Origin of the sequence: Candidatus Viridilinea mediisalina (genome assembly GCF_002532535.1) — a bacterium.
Lineage (GTDB): Bacteria > Chloroflexota > Chloroflexia > Chloroflexales > Chloroflexaceae > Viridilinea > Viridilinea mediisalina.
In genome coordinates, this window is the sequence record NZ_NQWI01000113.1 from 1 (window position 1) to 16,524 (window position 16,524).

The window sequence follows — 16,524 nt, forward strand, 5'->3', positions numbered from 1 at the left end:
GTCCTCGCGTCCTCGCGTCCTCGCGTCCTCGCGTCCTCGCGTCCTCGCGTCCTCGCGTCCTCGCGTCCTCGCGTCTCGCGTCCTCGCGTCCTACCCTAAAAACCATTGAAACTTGGAGATCCCAATGCATACAATAGACTACAGATCGAGCCTCATTATCGTGTTGCTACTGTTACTCACTGCTTGTGGAAGTAGTCCGGGGGCGACAGTTGCACCCATAGAAACAGAAGGAGCAGCCCTCTTGCCGACACCCACGGACGTTGCCACCGCAACCACGATGCCTACGGAAGCTGTGGTTGCCACCACCACGCCCACGGAAGTCGCCACCGCGACCACGATGCCCACGGAAGCTGCGACCGTGACGCCCACGGAAGTCGCCACCGCAACCACGATGCCCACGGAAGCCGCGACCGCCACCGTTGCTGCGCTGGCCCCGAGTGCGAGCATGGGGGCAAGATTACTCTTCCTCAGCGGGGGCAATCTGGTAGCGTTTGATCTACAGCGTGCAACCCAAAACGAAGTGGTGTCGGGGGTTGATGCATTCGCTGCGACAACTGATGGGCGTCGTTTGGCGCTCGTGCGGGCTGAGGGGCGTGAAGTTTGGGTGGCAGCGCCTGATGGCAGCGGGCTGCAACGGGTGCTGCGGAGTGAGCAGTTTGTGAGTGACCTGAGCTGGAATCCAGATGGCACCACATTGGTCTATACCGCCGCCGCAACGCCTGCGCCCTTCCCGCCGCAACACCAAGCATGGAGCGAGTGGTGTAGTGGGGCTGAGGCGCGCATCTATGATCTGGAGCGCGACAATGGTCTGAGCTTGGGCCAGGGCTGCCAGCCCGCATTTGGGCCTGATGGGTTGCGGATTGTCTTTGCAAGCCCGCCACAGGAAGTCAGTCCTGGTTTAGGGTTTCTAAGTGCAGTCAACACGATCCAGATGGTCAACCAGCAGGGCGAAAACAGTTGGAGCGTTGCCCAGGCACTCGGCACCGTAGGCGAAGATGGGCTGCTTGTCTATGCCCCAAGTTGGTCACCGAATAGCGGCCAGGTGGCCTACCAGCGCTTCTTGGGCTACCAGGCGCTGGTGGACATCAACATAACCGAACGGAGTAGCTCCTATCAGGTTGATCCCACACCGCTGACGGTAGATGCGGGATGGGGCTTTGCCCCCGTGTACGCCCCTGAGGGCCAGCGTATGGCGGTGGTAACCTACAACTACAGCGATGCACGCGGCTTTAGCGGCTACGACCTCTGGCGGGTCAACCTCCTCGATCTCACGGAGGGATCAGAAGCATTCTTGCCAAGCGGAACGGTTCGTGTAGCCGCACGCACCCTCGCGGTGGTCAACGGCGCTACAGCGGCAGCCTGGGCCCCTGACGGCGCAACCTTGGCCTTGGTCTTACCAGCGGGCTGGCGGGCCGAGCTTGATCCTATGGTGCCCCAATTCCCCGAAGTTGGCCCGGGCGAAGTGTGGCAGTGGCATGCTGAGCGCGGCGCTGAACGCAAACTGGCCGAGGGGGTGGATTATGGTTCGCCCCTGGTGTGGTTGCCGTAGTTGGGTTGCAGCGCCGCACCTCACTTCATCGCGTGTTGGTATGTTCTACGCAGCACCTACTCGATGCGTAAAAAGTGGCGGTTTTCTGAACTGAAATCAAGCATTGGTTCGTAGATGAGCATGAGATCGTGATCATCAATACCGGCTTGCACCACAACCCATCCCTCGGTATAGCCACCAGGGTATAGTCGGGCTTCAAGTTTGGGAGTGGGTGGAACAACACTAGGCCGAGGATAGATAATGTTGGCACTGCCAGTTACCTTGAAATTACTCTGGCTGATCTCACTGACATGATCAGCATCCCGTTGGCCCAAATAACGTACGCGAACATATGCAAGGATGTATGCTTCGCCTTCTGGTGCAGGTTCATTGAAGCGATTGGCATCAGTGATGGCTTGTGCCGCTTCGTCACCGCGTCGCACCTCAAGCAATGTAATTTCCCACGCAGGACTGATCGTTGTATTACCCATTGTGGCTGGATTAGCACGGGTGCGGCCTTCATCAGTAGGCGTTTGGTCAGCCAAGGCAGGATCGGGACTGATCGTTGCTCCCTCATCTATGGCAACGAAACGACGCTTGTCCCGATCGAATGACATGCGTTCATTTACATAGAACATAAGGTTGTGTTCATCAGTAGGTACCAGAAATGCAAGTTGTCCTACAGTTGATCCTTCTGGAAACAGTTCACCCTCCAATCGCTGCGGAACGACCACACTGGCAGGGGAATAGAGGATATTACGGTCACCAGTTAGCCGAAGATCAATAGCAAAGCTTACGCTCTTAGCTTCTTGATCGGTGGCAATGTTGGTCAGGTGTAGTGTAGCGATGAGGTAGTACCATCCTTCCGGTGCGGGGTCATTGAATTGGTTTGCAGACGCAATGGCTTGATTAGCCTCTGCTCCACGCAGTACGTCAGTAATGGTGACAGCCCAATCTTCAAAAGAGATTTCACTTCCATGGGGGAGTGGTGTACTACGACTAGAGCCAGGTTCGGTTGGCATGGGCGTTTCCGTCGGGATTGGTGTAGCGGTTGAAGCTTCAGTCGGAGTAGGAGGCGCGATTGTGGCGGGAGGGTCGGTAGGCTCTAGCTCATTCGCATTGTTTGCAGTCGTCCCATCTTGATCTTGAGTAATACCCTGGGTGGGTTGAGTTACCTCAGGCATGGTAGACTCTGTTGAACCACAGGCCATAAGCAAGGTGAGCATGGTGAGAAGAAGCGCGAGACGTTGAAGGAAAGACATTGGAAAATACCCTTTCTGTTTGATGTGGTCACCACAACGTTCACTCTTCTAGTATATTCTTTTGATTGGGCGCAAATACGCACAGTGTTGGTTCAATATCTTGGTACTATGGCCTCCATCATGCAGTCGGTTCCTGAGCAGCTTTCAGTTGACGTAGCTTCTGCACCACTGGGGGCGGGTTGCGTGTTTGATTGGCATGCGCTGTTGCACTAAAGACCAGCCAATCTGCGAGGTAGGCAGCAAGCCGCTCTTGGTCGTGCAGATACCAGAGGATGGTCGCGTAAATCTGTTCAAGGCTCAGAGTGGGAAATTGGGTTGCAATTGCCTCAGCCGATTGTCCACGGTGGACATACGCATAGAGGATGCTTTCAATCTTCGCGCCTTCGCGTCCTCGCATCTTCGCGTCCTCGCGTCTTCGCGTCTTCGCATCTTCGCGTCCTCGCGTCCTCGCGTCTTCGCGTCTTCGCGTCTTCGCGTCTTCGCGTCCTCGCGTCCTCGCGTCCTCGCGCCTTCGCGTCTTCGCGTCATGGCTTCCCAATGCCCTATATGGCATGCACTATACTTCCATAGTCCAAACTGGACTATACTAAAAGTATAGTCAAGACTGAGTATATAGTCCAAACTAGACTATACCCTGAGTCTAGTGACATTCGGAGTGCGCTGTAGTAGGCTAGGAAGCATAGGCTCATCCGTGCCCTACCCATCTGGCGGGTAGACCAATGGCATGGTGAAAGGGAGGCGTGATGTCGAAGTTGTTAGGTGGTCGTTTGTTGGCAAGCGGTTTGTTGATCGTGGCGGTACTCGCTGCCATGCTAGGAGCGGTGCCCGCTCAGGTTGCGGCGAACGAGTTTGTACAGATCGAAGAGAGCTTTCGCAATAGTACGGCACCAGGGTGGTTACTGCTGGGTCATGCACGTCTGACTGGTGGAAGCCAAGACGCGCAGGGAGCGGGCTGGTTGCGGCTTACTGATGCTACGAACGATCAAGCTGGTTCGGCGATCTATAACACGGCCTTTTCCAGTAGTGCGGGGGTGCGGATCACCTTTCAGTATGCGGCGTATGGCGGGAGTGGGGCTGATGGGTTTAGCCTCTACCTGATTGATGGTAGCACAGAGACGCCAACAATCGGCGCTCGCGGCGGGAGTCTGGGTTACGGTCGTAGCCCGAGTTTACCTGGCGTTACCAATGGGTATGTGGGGATCGGTTTCGATGCCTTTGGTAATTTTGTCAACGAACACACTGGTGATTGTGATCCAAGTTGTCCAGGATTAGTAGCGCAAGCCGTAGGCATTCGTGGTTCCGGCAGTTTGGAGACTGGCTTCAACTATCTCACCCATACGCCCCTTCTCACCCATACGCCCCTTACACCACGACGGATCGATCAGGTGACGCGTGCAAATGCGCGCTGGGTGACGATTACGATCTTCGATCAGAAGATTAGCGTTGCGATCGATTTTGGTGATGGCTTTGTGCAGATAATTGATGAATTTGATCTCGCAACCGCTGTTGGCCAAGCGGAACTCCCGGAAACCTTTAAGCTCGGTTTTTCGGCTGCCACAGGTGGCCTCAACAATGTCCACGAGATCAGAGGGTTTTCTACCACTGACGCGAATGCGGTGGTGATCAACACACCTGCTGAGGGTGAAGAGACAAGTGAAACTCCAAACATCAGTGGCTTCGCCCAGGCAAACGCGCAGGTCACGGTTCGTGATGTAGATGGCACGCCGCTCTGCACTGCCACCGCTTCGGCTAGTGGCGCGTGGGCTTGTACGTCAACGGAAGAACTTGACCCCGGGGCACAGCGTATCATCGTCACGGCGCTTGTGAACGGTGACGAGCGTGTCAGTCTGGCGCGCACCTTTAGGGTAAAGGGCGATGCGCTGCTCGCCTATCCACCCACCGTGGAGAGCCCCGAAGCGGGCAGCAGCACCGAAGCGCGTCCGACCTTCAGTGGTTGGGCAGAGGAGGCCGATAGTACGGTAGTGGTCATGAACGAGGCGGGCGATGAGCTCTGCCAGGCCACTACTGACAGCGAAGGCCGTTGGAGTTGCGCGCCAGATAACGATCTCCGTTCGGGCCCAATGAGCGTCAATGTCGTCGTGCGTAATGAGCATGGCGATAGCCTACCAACACCTCGCGCCTTTACGGTAGCAATTGGCGCGCCCACCTTTACGAGCCCGCTTGCGGAGAGTACTGTTGGTGTGCTTCCCACCTTCAGCGGCACGGCAGAGGCGGGGAGTACGGTGACCGTCACCGATGTAGCAGACAATCCCCTCTGCACCATTGTCACAGACGAGGATGGCAATTGGCGTTGCACGCCCACCACCCCGCTGCCCGGCGGCGAACAGACCGTCAGCGCGACTGCGACCAATGCGGCGGGCAACACCAGCGCGGCGAGCACCCTCAGCTTCACGGTGGACGCCACCGCGCCAGCCGCGCCTGTTGTGAATGAGCCAGAGGCCGATAGCAGCATCAACTCCGCGCTTCCCACCTTCAGCGGCACGGCGGAGGCGGGGATCACGGTGACGGTGATCGTCGCAGACGAGGATGGCACCACCACCATCTGCACAACCAAGGCAGACGAGGACGGCAATTGGCGTTGTGTGTCCGACAAAGAGTTTGCCGAAGGGCCGCACACCGTCAGCGTGACTGCGACCAATGCACTGGGCAACCCCAGCACGGCGACGCCCCACAGCTTCACGGTGGATACCACCGCGCCGGATGCGCCCGTCGTGGAACAGCCAGAGGCCAACAGCAGCATCAACTCAGCGCGTCCAAGCTTCAGCGGCACGGCGGAGGCCGGGAGCACGGTGACCGTCGCAGACGAGGACGGCACCACCACCATCTGCACAACCACGGCAGACGAGGACGGCAATTGGCGTTGTACGCCCAACGAAGACCTTGCCGAAGGGCTACACACCGTCAGCGTGACCGCAACCGATGCGGCGGGCAACACCAGTGCGACGACGCCCCACAGCTTCACAGTGGACACCACCGCGCCGAATGCGCCCGTCGTGAATGAGCCAGAGGCCAACAGCAGCGTGGGCTCGCGTCCAAGCTTCAGCGGCACGGCGGAAGCCGGGAGCACGGTGATCGTCGCAGACGAGGATGGCACCACCATCATCTGCACAACCACGGCAGACGAGGACGGCAATTGGCGTTGTACGCCCAACGAAGACCTTGCCGAAGGGCTGCACACCGTCAGCGTGACCGCAACCGATGCAGCGGGCAATACCAGTGCGGCGACGCCCCGCAGCTTCACGGTGGACACCACCGCGCCGAATGCGCCCGTCGTGAATGAGCCAGAGGCCAACAGCAGCATCAACTCAGCCCGTCCAAGCTTCAGCGGCACAGCGGAAGCCGGAAGCACGGTGACCGTCGCAGACCCTGCTGCGGGCACCACCATCTGCACAACCACGGCGGACGAGGATGGCAATTGGCGTTGTACGCCCAACGAAGACCTTGACGAAGGGCTACACATCCTCAGCGTGACCGCAACCGATGCGGCGGGCAACACCAGCATGGCGACGCCCCGCAGCTTCAGGGTGGACACCACCGCGCCAACCGCACCTGTTGTGAATGAGCCAGAAGCCGACAGGAGCAACGCTGCACGTCCGACCTTCAGCGGCACGGCGGAGGCGGGGAGCACGGTGACCATTACAGACAAGGATGGCAAGCTCATCTGCACAACCACGGCGGACGAGGATGGCAATTGGCGTTGCACGCCCACCACCCAACTACCCGTTGGTAAGCACACCCTCCGCGTCACCGTAACCGACGCAGCGGGCAATGTCAGCGCAGTGACCGAAATCAGCTTCACGGTGCGCGTCTATCTATACCTTCCAATCATTGTTGCCTCTGACACACCAATGGTCTGGTAACCGTGAACGCAGGCAAACTACGGGCGGGGCGACGTGTACGTCGCCCCGCTCGTGATTTAGTCACAAGGGAAGGTTTCAGGACACTTTACAGTTTGTGCGCCATAGGTAGTGCCGACTTATGGTCTTCCAGAAATTAATCCGGTGTCGCGGCACGGACTAGACCTGATAGATATGCCAGATCTGCGAGGTCTGGTTAGCGGATTATTTACTGGAAGACCATTAGTCGGCTGAGGTAGCCGACAACCCCTGGATGCCGACTAAAGTATGAGGATGCTTTCAATACCAATACGAGTGCCCTTGAGCAGAGCATGTTGCACGGAACACCATCCTATGAGATTATACAATTGAACATCAAACTCGCAAGGAATGGTTTTAGAAAAGCGTATGCTTGCTGTACCATTTTGCGAGGATGCGTGAGGCAACGCGGCGCGGGCTGCGCATCCTCGCCTCCCGCATCCTCACTACATCATCTTGGAGGGACCTATGATTCTTGAGACGGGCCAGCCGCTGAACCAAACAGATACCGCACATAGCTATGTCATGGATGTAGATGAACGCAGCTTCCAGACGGCGGTGATGGAGCGTTCGCAGGATGTGCCGGTGGTGATTGACTTTTGGGCCCCCTGGTGTGCCCCTTGTCGCCAGTTGGGGCCGACGCTCGAACGCTTGGCGGCTGAGGCGCAGGGGGCTTGGGTGTTGGCAAAGATCAATACTGATCAGAACCAGCGTCTGGCGCAGATGTTTCGCGTGCAGGGCATCCCGGCGGTAATGGCGGTCTATCAGGGTAAGGTGGTAGAACAGTTTACCGGGGCGCTACCGGAGTCGCAGGTACGGGCTTGGCTCAAGCGCTTTGTGCCTGAACAGGGCGGATCGCTGATTGATGCGGCCCGTGAGTTGGAACCGCATGACCCCGAAGCGGCGATTAGTCGTTACCGACTGCTCCTTGGTGAACAACCCGATCATAGTGAGGCGCTCTTTCGGCTTGGGCGGCTCTTGCTGCTGCAAGGGGAAGCCGAAGGGCCTGCGACCTTGCGCCAAATCCCAGGCGATTCGCCGTTCTTTGGGCGTGCCCAGGCCGCGTTGCCTTTGGCCGAATTCCTCGCAGCGGCAGATGCAGATGCCAATGGTGAGAGTGCAACCCATTTCCAGCAGGCGGCCCGCGCAGCTCGTGCCGCAAACTACGAAGCCGCAATGCAGACATTGCTGACGCTTGTCGCCCGCGACCGCGCCTTCCGTGACGATGGGGCGCGCAAGGCGCTGCTGGCGCTCTTTGCAGTCCTTGGTGATGATCATCCCCTCGTACCGGGCTACCGGCGGCGTTTAGCCAGCACGCTTTTTTAATCCTGCGGTGGCCCAAAAGGATGATCCGCGAGGGAACCTGGTTCCCTCGCCCCCTTAGCTGGCAAAGACACGGTAATTAAAATTGGGAAACGGCCCATCTTCCTCTTCAAACTGTTCAAGCAAGAAGCGATCAGCTTCATTAAGGCACCCGCGATGAACCATGGTAGCCAGTTGGCTAAAGCGGGCCAGGTAGGTGCGCCAGCGCCCCGCGCCAAACTCATCGCCTAAGCCCGCACTGAGCAGCGCAGGCCAGTCGCTGGTCTGCGCCAGCAGCAGTTCGCGGGCGGCTTGGTTGAGCACTCGCTCAAGCTCGTGTTGGGCACGCGGGTAGTTGGTTGCGAGGTGGACCATTTGAGCTTCGGCGGCGTGGATGGCCTGCCAATACTCTTCGGCTTCGGCCCCTTGCCAGCCCGCATCGCCCCCCGAGGCCCACGAACTGCCGTTGAGTGGCGCGGTCACGCGGGGCTGGTGGTGCTGCAAATAGGCACTGGGCGTGGTGAGTTGGATGCCGCCATGGGTGGCGCAATGGGTGAGTACAGCCTGAAGCCATGTGCTGCCCTCAACCCACTGCGGGCCAATCTGGGCGATATCGAGCAGCACAAGGATCAATTCATCATGGGGGCGGCGTTTCGCCTCGGCCAAGAGACTCATCGCAAAATGGGTGCCGTGATCTTGGGCGCGGCGGAGGGCGTGGTAGGGATCGTAGGGCGCACCGCTGCGCGCCACATAGCCAGATGGTTCGCTAGGATCACGGTAGAGCGGATCGCCGGGGTAGCCAAGCTCGTCCGACCAGATGTGGCGTGCGAGCCCCTCATCGGGGCAAATAGCCGCAAGGCGCTTGGGCAGCACCCAGATTGGTGCGGGGGTGAGCCCATCGGGCAGGCTACTGGGATCAACAATCACGTAGCGCAGCCCAACGTCGGCAATCGCGGCTTCGAGGCCGGGACGCCACCCACAGCCCGGCAACCAGAGTCCTTGGGGCCGCCCCAGATGGCGCGAGGTGTGAAGCACCCCATGCTCAAGCTGGGCGCGAACCGATTCTTCACGGCCAAGCAGCGGCATATAGGCATGGCTGGCCACCCCCGCGACAGGTTCTAGCACATGGGCATTGGCAAGTTCGCGCAGTTTCTCGGGCAGATTGCGCGCAAAACGATCTTCAAAGGCGCGCAACCGCCGTCGCCCCCACTCAAGGTAGAAGCGCTCCAAATAGGCCGCATGCCCATCACCAGCAGCTTCCGCCTGAACTAATGCCTCCGCGTGACGCTCAAGTAGCGCCTCCATCCACATGATAAAGTGCTTGCGTACAACTGGATCGGAAAGTTGGGCGGTAAGCAGCGGTGAACAGGCCAAGGCCACCCGTGGGCGCAGGCCAGTGGCATGCAGATCGGTGAGCAACTCTACCAACGGCAGCAACCCTTGGGCAATCAGGGTATGCAGCGGCTCTTCACCAACGGGCTCTCGTCCCGGTTGGCGCAGGTAGGGCACATGGGCAATGAGGAGAAAAGCAATGTGCATAGGGATGAAGGAGCAGGGAGCAGGGAAGCGGGAAGCGGGAAGCGGGAAGCGGGAAGTGGGAAGCGGGAAGCGGGAATGGATGGTTTCAAGCCACTTTACCGTTTGCTCCATAGGTAGTGCCGACTTTAGTCGGCTGAGGTCTTTGGAACCGATGAGAAGCCGACTCAGGGAAGCAGAAATTGTTACGTATCCCAGCAACTTGTCATGCTGAATCGTAGTGCCGACGTTAGTCGGCTGAGAAGCTGTCTCAAAAGCCGGGGGGCACACGCTGGAGTGCCGGCTTTAGCCGGCTAAGGGAAGCAGAAATTTTCAAGTACCCCAGTAGCATGTCATGCTGATATAGTCCATGGGCGGACATCGTAGTGCCGACGTTAGTCGGCTGAGGTCTTTGGCAGCGATGGGAAGCCGACTAACGTCGGCACTACCTACGGCATCTCAGGGTGGCAAAGCAACGGGGCAATTAACAACATCCGCTTCCCTAACGTCGGCACTCCAACGCGTGCCGACTAACGCCGACACTCCAACGCATGCCCACTAGCTTTTCAGACAGCATCTGAGGTCGCAGGCAGCCCTCGGATGCCGACTAAAGTCGGCACTACGACGGTAAAAGCGTGGTTTTTGCGTTAATACCTATTTTCTATATTCTCGTTTCTCTATACTTACTCTAAGGGCTATCATTTGGGTGTGACCAAAATGTGTAGGTATGGGTGCGGGGGAACCAGGTTCCCCCGCACCCATACCTACACATTTTGGTCACTCACCTATCATTTCATTCATTCGGATCTTGCACCGTCATGATCGGAGTTATCACTATAGGTGTATTACTCAAAATAGCTGTAGGTTCTGGAGTGAGGGTTTCCGTGGGGGTGGAGGTTTCCGTGGGGGTGGAGGTTTCCGTGGGGGTTGGGGTTTCTGTGGGGGTTGGGGTTTCTGTGGGGGTTGGGGTCTCAGTGGGCTCTGGGGTCTCCGTAGGTAGCGGGCTCGGCGTGGGGGTTGGAGGGGGCACCAGGGTCGGTGGCGGTGGTTCTATGGTCGCGGTGAGCGTTGGGGGCAACTCGGTAGTCGTAGGGCTTGGCTCAGGCATGGGGGTGTCTACGAGCGGCGGCACTGGGCTAGGGGGGAGCGTGGCGCTGGGCAGGCTCAGGGTGGGGCTGGCAGTTGCCTCAACAATCGGTTGTGGTTGGATGGGTGTGGGCGTAGCCAAACTGTTGCTGATGAAGAAGATGAGGCCGATGGTGAGGCTGACGAGCAGTACACCGATGAAGATCAGCGGGAGTTGGCTGCCCTGCTGCGGAGCGCTCGGTTGGCTGCGGGGTGGGATTGTGGCCGGGCGATTTGGGCTGTTGCTGCTTGGGGCGCGGGCGGACGCGGGGGGGCGTGGCGGCGGAACCATGACCAGTTGGTCGCGGGCGGTGGGCTGACCGGCACTGTTGGGCGCTTGGGGTTGTGCGGGGGGGCGGCGGCGCGGCGGAGGAGCCGGAATCGGCTCGGGCAGATTGGGCTGGGGCAATGCGCCAGCGGCGGTTGCCAAACCTGCTACCTGTTCCCGCGTGGCCAAAGGGGTTCCATAGCGTTCTGCAATCGTGCGCAGCGCAGCAACAAAGGCACTCCCGCTGCCAAAGCGCTCTTCAGGGCGCTTGGCCAGCGCCTGCTGGAAGAGCGGATCGAGTTCAGGTGGCAGGTGGGCCAAGACACTCGTAGGGGGCGGTGGCGGCAACTGGGCGTGAGCAACGATCAATTGGGGCGTCGAGCCGCTGAAGGGCACCCGCCCGGTGATCACCTCATAGCCCAAGATGGCGAGGGAATAGAGATCGCTGCGCCCATCAATCCACCCGGCCTCGGCCTGTTCGGGCGAAATATATTCGGGCGTGCCCATAAAGATACCCGTGCGGGTCAAGCGCTCGTTGGGGGAATCGGTCGTTTGGGCAATCCCAAAATCGGTGAGCAGCACGCGCCCATCGTGGCCAAGCAGGATATTGTGGGGCTTGATGTCGCGGTGAACTGCGCCCTTCTCATGGGCATAATCGAGCGCTTGGGCCACCGGGTCGAGCAAGCTAATGGCAAAGCCTAACCCCAGCGTGACACGCTCTTCAAGCACCGCATGGAGGCTACGCCCGGCGACATACTCCATTGCGATGTAGTAGAGGCCATCCTGCTCACCGACATCATAAATCGTAACAATCGCAGGGTGGCGCAAATTGCCTGCGGTGGTGGCTTCGCGCTCAAAGCGGCGCACAAACTCATCATCGAGGCTTAATTGGGCTGCCAGAACCTTTAGGGCGATCTGGCGTTGAAGCATTGTATCGAGGGCGCGATAGACGCGAGCCATGCCGCCGCGTCCCAGTTCGGCGCGAATCTCATAGCGTCCTAACCGCCGCCCGATGAGGCTAGTCACACCGCGAACTCCTCAACCCGCATGGTATAATCAAGCGTACTTTAGCGATTGTACCACAATGCCCACACGCTAGCCATAGATGAGGTCGCCGCCATGATTGCTGCCCCGGCACCTAAGTTGCTGATGAAGCGTCAGGATGGCCAGTACTGCGAGCTTGAATGGGAATCGGAACAGATGACCATTGGCCGCGATGGCACCAACGATATTGTGATTGATCACCCCCTCGCTTCGCGGCGCCATGCGCGCCTCGAACGGGTCACGGATGGCTTTGCTGTGCGTGATCTTGGGAGTACCAATGGCACTTTTGTGAACCAAGAGCGCATCGAGGGGCTCTGTTCGCTGCATAACCATGATCAGATTATCATCGCCGATACGGTGATTGTCTTCCACGATCCCGATGCGACGGTGAAGGGAGTATTACCACCTGAACTGTTGCGCGCCGCTCGTGAAGAGTTTCGCGTTGATAGTAAGACTAAAGAGGTCTACATTCAGGGCCAATTGCTCCAACCACCTCTGACGGTCAAAGAATTTCACCTGCTCGAACTGCTCTATAACCGTCAAGGTCTGGTGGTAAGCAAAGACGAAATAGCCAGCAACGTTTGGGATTACGAAGTCTATGACTACAATGCGATTGACGCTCTTGTCTATCGTCTTCGCCAGCGCATTGAGGCTGATCCAGCCAATCCGCGCTACCTGATTACGCAGCGCGGTTTTGGTTATAAACTCATTACCACGCCCTGAAACGATTTTGGTTATGAATGAGCGCTACACATTTACGATAGAGGTCTATACGAGTGCGATGGTCTTTACTGGCAGTTACGATCTGCCGCTCTACCGTCGCGTGAGTGATGCGTTGAACAGTCGGCTGCATCGCTTCATTGCGCTCCGCGATGCGAGCATTGCACCGCTGGGCCGCCCACAACACGCCCAGCGGGTGCCCCAAATCCTAGTAGATTGGAGCGATGCGCTCTTGGTTGCCACCATGGCCGAACCAACGCCTCCGCCCGATTTTCAGATGCCCACCCCGCCGCGTGACACCCAGCCAATGATGTTCTTCACCTCTACCTTTGCGTTGCGGGCCGACTTCTTCAAGCGTACTGATCGCCAGTTGATCGAGATGCTCGACGAACTGAATGATGATTTCATCGCCCTCAGCAATGTCCTGATCTTCCCTCACGCTGGAGGGAATCCGCTCAACCGCGACTTTGTCTGCCTGAACCAGCACCACATCCAAGCACTCTACGTCCTCGGCGCGGCGATTGCCAACGCCCCCGTGCCAGCCTCTGCCGCCCCCGCCGTCGAAGCACCCCCACCAGAGCCAGAACCAGCCGAGCCAGCCGAGCCAACAGAGTCCGCTGGGGAAGAACGTGATCATTCATAACCGTTTGCGAGGACGCGAGGACGCGTGAGGCGAAGCGGCGATGGCTTCGCCTCACGCATCCTCTGCTCTCTGTAAGGAAACCCAACCATGAAGATCCTTGTCACAGGCGGCGCAGGCTACATCGGCTCGATTACGGCAGCAGAATTGCTGGCAGCAGGTCATCAGGTGGTGGTCCTCGATAATCTCTACCAGGGCCATGCAGCAGCCGTTCCACCTGAGGCGACCTTTATCCAGGCCGATCTTGCCGATCGCACGGCCCTCGCTGCGCTCTTTGCGGCCCATCCTGATATTGATGGCATCATGCATTTTGCCTCGTATACGCTGGTGGGCGAAAGTATGGAACAACCGCTGCTCTACCTGCGCGATAATCTGGTCAATGCGGCCAATCTGCTCGAATATGCCGTCGCCGCTGGGGTGCGCCGCTTCATTCTCTCCTCTACGGCCAACCTCTTTGATGAACCGGAGCGCATGCCTATTGATGAGCATGAACGGATCGTGCCCGGTTCGCCCTATGGTGAATCGAAGTTCTTTATTGAGCGCATGCTGCACTGGTTTGAACGCATCTATGGCTTGCGCTACGCCTGCCTACGCTACTTCAACGCCTGTGGCGATACGCCGGGTCGTGGAGAGGATCACGATCCAGAGACCCACCTGATTCCGTTGGTGTTGCAGGTGGCGTTGGGCCAGCGTCCGCATATTACGGTCTTTGGCAATGACTATGCGACACACGATGGCACCTGTGTGCGTGACTATATCCATGTGGTAGATTTAGCGCAGGCCCACATTTTGGCGATGGAGAGCTTGGATCAACTTGGCACACGTAAATACAATTTGGGCAACGGCAATGGCTACTCGGTGCTAGAAGTGATCGAGATGTGTCGCAAGGTGACCGGCCATCCCATCCCCTACGTCATCGGCCCACGTCGTCCTGGCGACCCGGCCACGCTGATCGCCTCATCAACCAGCATTCGCCAAGAGTTGGGCTGGCAGCCCCGTTTTGGCGACCTCGAAACGATCATTCGCTCGGCCTGGGAGTGGCATCAGGCCCATCCGCAAGGGTACCATGAAGATTAAATACACCCGTTGGCTGCGTAGCTATGTAGGTCATCAGCGCATTATGCAGGTACGGGCCTGCGCCTTTACCCGCAACGAAGCGGGCCATGTGCTGCTCTGCCGTCGCGCCGATGTGATGCTCTGGGATGTCCCCGGAGGAACACTTGGCCTCGATGAGGTTCCCGCCCACGCTATGGTTCGTGAAGTTCAAGAAGAGACCGGCTTGGTCTTGGTACCAGAGCGGCTCATTGGGGTCTATGGCGGCCCCGACTACCACTGGACCTATCCCAATGGCGATCAGGCGCAGATCTTTACGATCTTCTTTGCCGCCCGCATTGTCGGCGGAGCGTTGCTCCCAGCGGGCCACGAGAATGTCAACGTAGGCTTCTTCCCAGTGGAACAACTGCCGCCCCTCCTGGCCCGCACCCGCCCCATGTTGCAGGATGCGCTGGCTGGGCGTGAAGCAGCGAGCTTTGAGCGTTAGGGAAGGTTTCAGGCCACTTTACAGTTTGGCCTCCGACGGAGTGCCGACTTTAGTCGGCTGAGGTCGCCGACAACCTTTGGATGCCGACTAATGGTCTTCCAGAAATTAATCCGGTGTCGCGGCACGGACTAGACCTGATAGATATGCCAGATCTGCGAGGTCTGGTTAGCGGATTATTTACTGGAAGACCATAAGTCGGCACTCCAACGGTAAAGCTGAAAGGCTGTTTCTGAAACCATCCCTTAGTACCATGCTATGGCCCATCCAGCCGCGCCCGTAGGAGCGCATCAGCGCTCTCGACCGCTTGAGCTGGGCTGATCAGGCGGCGCACGGCGTTACCATGCATATCCTGCATGATCCCCCAGACGACGTCGTTGGCATGCTGGCTGTTGGGCATGGGCAGGGCAGTGGCGGCTTGGGTACGAAAGGCGCTGGCGGCGCTACGCAGTTCAGCCGGGATGCTTGGATCGTCGCTGCTCAGATCGAGGCTCAAGAGTACGGGTTGCCGCCCGGCGCGTAACAGATCGCGTTGGGTTGTTTCGGCAAGCAGGTGGCGCGCCAAAGCCACGGCGGCCTCTTGCTCGCCTGAATTGCCTAAGCGTACATTGAAGACCAATGTTTCGCTCTGGAGATAGGGGCGCGGTGTCCCGCCCCCCGGCGTGAGTTGTGGTAAGGGGGCAACGCCCAGGTTGCCGGGCCAGATGGCGCTGTAGGTGGGGAGCGCATGGGCCCAGTCAATCGTCATCACCGCTTGCTGGGTGCGGAGGGCACTATCCACCGCGATCCCATCAAGCCCGGCGAGCAGGTGAGGATCATCGCGCAACTCGGCGAGCCACGCCAGCCATGCTTCACTACCGGCGCGGCCCTCAAGCCCCAGAGCGACCTGGCCTTGGGCATCGAAGATCTGGCCCTCGAAGGCGTAGAGGTAGCCAATGGTGCGATCCAGACTCAGGTTGTAAGCCAAACCCCAGAGCGGCGGATCGCCGGTGGGGTTGCTGAGGCCGCGTGCGGTTGCCATGAGCGCAACGGTATCATCGGGGGGGCTGCCGGTGAAATTGGCGCGGTTGTAGTAGAGCGCTAGGGTGTCGAAGCTGATAGGCAAACCATAGAGTTGCAAGCCTACTGCCGTTTCAACTTGGGTGGCCCCTAATGCCGCAGGCAGCAAGCGGTTGAGTTCGTTGGGAGCCAGCAGATCATCGGCGGCCCGCAGTACCCCGCGATCCACGAGGCTACCGAGCGTATGGCTTGGCAACAGTGCCATATGGGGGCCGCCACCTTCTACCACCGCAGCAGCAAAATCGTCCCGCAGGCTCGTCGCCGGACGACTCTGGAGCAGCACCTGTACCTCGGGATTGGCCCGGTTGAAGCGCTCAACACTCGCCGCCAAGACCTGGCTCGTTGGTGCGGGCCACGCATGCCAGAGCAGCAGCACCCCGCGACTCGTAGGTAGCGGCGTCGCCACCGGATTGGCCTCAGAACTACTCGCTGTGCATGCGGTGAGTAGGAGCAGCACAAGCGCAGCGAGCAGAGCGTAGAGCGCAGCGAGCCGGGTATGCATATTTGTATCAATGTTGTGCATTATACCATCTACGATTGTAGATTGCAGATTGCAGATTGCCGAACATGGCGTCCCAATGGGCTTTAGCGTTCTTGATCATGCGGCATGTTCAAGGGTAATTGGTAT

Annotated in this window: 12 protein-coding genes; 7 read left to right on the forward strand and 5 right to left on the reverse strand. The window is 58.8% G+C overall.

Annotated features, from left to right (window positions below; translation table 11 throughout):
- Window positions 1–241: 241 nt before the first annotated feature.
- Window positions 242–1,549, forward strand: coding sequence for a TolB family protein (locus CJ255_RS17540; RefSeq protein WP_097645397.1), 1,308 nt, complete (start codon window positions 242–244; stop codon window positions 1,547–1,549).
- Between the two features lie 56 nt (window positions 1,550–1,605).
- Here CJ255_RS17540 and CJ255_RS17545 read toward each other — a convergent pair whose 3' ends face one another.
- Both CJ255_RS17545 and CJ255_RS17550 read right to left on the reverse strand, forming a co-directional pair.
- On the reverse strand, window positions 1,606–2,550 hold the full coding sequence (locus CJ255_RS17545) for a DUF4352 domain-containing protein (RefSeq protein ID WP_097645398.1): 945 nt from the start codon (window positions 2,548–2,550) through the stop codon (window positions 1,606–1,608).
- Window positions 2,551–2,908: 358 nt separating this feature from the next.
- Window positions 2,909–3,187, reverse strand: coding sequence for a DUF433 domain-containing protein (locus CJ255_RS17550; protein ID WP_174714077.1), 279 nt, complete (start codon window positions 3,185–3,187; stop codon window positions 2,909–2,911).
- Window positions 3,188–3,533: 346 nt separating this feature from the next.
- Between CJ255_RS17550 and CJ255_RS22965 the strand changes: the two genes are divergently transcribed.
- On the forward strand, window positions 3,534–6,671 hold the full coding sequence (locus CJ255_RS22965) for an Ig-like domain-containing protein (protein ID WP_124681994.1): 3,138 nt from the start codon (window positions 3,534–3,536) through the stop codon (window positions 6,669–6,671).
- A 483-nt stretch (window positions 6,672–7,154) separates the two neighbouring features.
- Entirely contained in the window at window positions 7,155–8,012 is an 858-nt protein-coding gene (locus CJ255_RS17560) for a tetratricopeptide repeat protein (protein WP_097645399.1), read from the forward strand.
- A gap of 54 nt (window positions 8,013–8,066) precedes the next feature.
- On the opposite strand, the gene CJ255_RS17565 is transcribed toward CJ255_RS17560, so the two are convergent.
- Window positions 8,067–9,527: a 1,4-alpha-glucan branching protein domain-containing protein gene (locus tag CJ255_RS17565; protein WP_165774783.1), complete on the reverse strand. Its 1,461-nt coding sequence runs from the start codon at window positions 9,525–9,527 to the stop codon at window positions 8,067–8,069.
- A gap of 769 nt (window positions 9,528–10,296) precedes the next feature.
- Window positions 10,297–11,922 (reverse strand): serine/threonine-protein kinase, encoded by a 1,626-nt coding sequence (locus CJ255_RS17570; RefSeq protein WP_097645401.1) that lies wholly within the window; start codon window positions 11,920–11,922, stop codon window positions 10,297–10,299.
- Between the two features lie 93 nt (window positions 11,923–12,015).
- Here CJ255_RS17570 and CJ255_RS17575 point away from each other — a divergent pair, with 93 nt between their 5' ends.
- From CJ255_RS17575 to CJ255_RS17590, 4 genes are all read left to right on the forward strand, one after another.
- Window positions 12,016–12,663, forward strand: a complete 648-nt coding sequence (locus CJ255_RS17575) for a winged helix-turn-helix domain-containing protein (RefSeq protein ID WP_097645402.1) — start codon at window positions 12,016–12,018, stop codon at window positions 12,661–12,663.
- A gap of 13 nt (window positions 12,664–12,676) precedes the next feature.
- Window positions 12,677–13,303, forward strand: a complete 627-nt coding sequence (locus CJ255_RS17580; RefSeq protein ID WP_174714078.1) for a hypothetical protein — start codon at window positions 12,677–12,679, stop codon at window positions 13,301–13,303.
- A gap of 87 nt (window positions 13,304–13,390) precedes the next feature.
- On the forward strand, window positions 13,391–14,377 hold the full coding sequence (gene galE, locus CJ255_RS17585; protein ID WP_097645403.1) for a UDP-glucose 4-epimerase GalE: 987 nt from the start codon (window positions 13,391–13,393) through the stop codon (window positions 14,375–14,377).
- Window positions 14,367–14,840: an NUDIX domain-containing protein gene (locus CJ255_RS17590; RefSeq protein WP_097645404.1), complete on the forward strand. Its 474-nt coding sequence runs from the start codon at window positions 14,367–14,369 to the stop codon at window positions 14,838–14,840. Before galE ends, CJ255_RS17590 begins: the two co-directional genes overlap by 11 nt.
- A 253-nt stretch (window positions 14,841–15,093) precedes the next feature.
- Here CJ255_RS17590 and CJ255_RS17595 read toward each other — a convergent pair whose 3' ends face one another.
- Complete coding sequence (locus CJ255_RS17595; protein WP_097645405.1) at window positions 15,094–16,398, reverse strand: sugar ABC transporter substrate-binding protein; 1,305 nt, start codon at window positions 16,396–16,398, stop codon at window positions 15,094–15,096.
- Between the last annotated feature and the right edge of the window lie 126 nt (window positions 16,399–16,524).

Excerpts from the sequence above, each read along its gene's own strand:
- CJ255_RS17545 (WP_097645398.1), bottom strand. The coding sequence starts at position 2,550 with ATGCCAACCGAACCTGGCTCTAGTCGTAGTACACCACTCCCCCATGGA.
- CJ255_RS17550 (WP_174714077.1), bottom strand. The coding sequence starts at position 3,187 with ATGCGAGGACGCGAAGGCGCGAAGATTGAAAGCATCCTCTATGCGTAT.
- CJ255_RS22965 (WP_124681994.1), top strand. The coding sequence starts at position 3,534 with ATGTCGAAGTTGTTAGGTGGTCGTTTGTTGGCAAGCGGTTTGTTGATC.
- CJ255_RS17560 (WP_097645399.1), top strand. The coding sequence starts at position 7,155 with ATGATTCTTGAGACGGGCCAGCCGCTGAACCAAACAGATACCGCACAT.
- CJ255_RS17565 (WP_165774783.1), bottom strand. The coding sequence starts at position 9,527 with ATGCACATTGCTTTTCTCCTCATTGCCCATGTGCCCTACCTGCGCCAA.
- CJ255_RS17575 (WP_097645402.1), top strand. The coding sequence starts at position 12,016 with ATGATTGCTGCCCCGGCACCTAAGTTGCTGATGAAGCGTCAGGATGGC.
- CJ255_RS17580 (WP_174714078.1), top strand. The coding sequence starts at position 12,677 with ATGAATGAGCGCTACACATTTACGATAGAGGTCTATACGAGTGCGATG.
- galE (WP_097645403.1), top strand. The coding sequence starts at position 13,391 with ATGAAGATCCTTGTCACAGGCGGCGCAGGCTACATCGGCTCGATTACG.
- CJ255_RS17590 (WP_097645404.1), top strand. The coding sequence starts at position 14,367 with ATGAAGATTAAATACACCCGTTGGCTGCGTAGCTATGTAGGTCATCAG.
- CJ255_RS17595 (WP_097645405.1), bottom strand. The coding sequence starts at position 16,398 with ATGCATACCCGGCTCGCTGCGCTCTACGCTCTGCTCGCTGCGCTTGTG.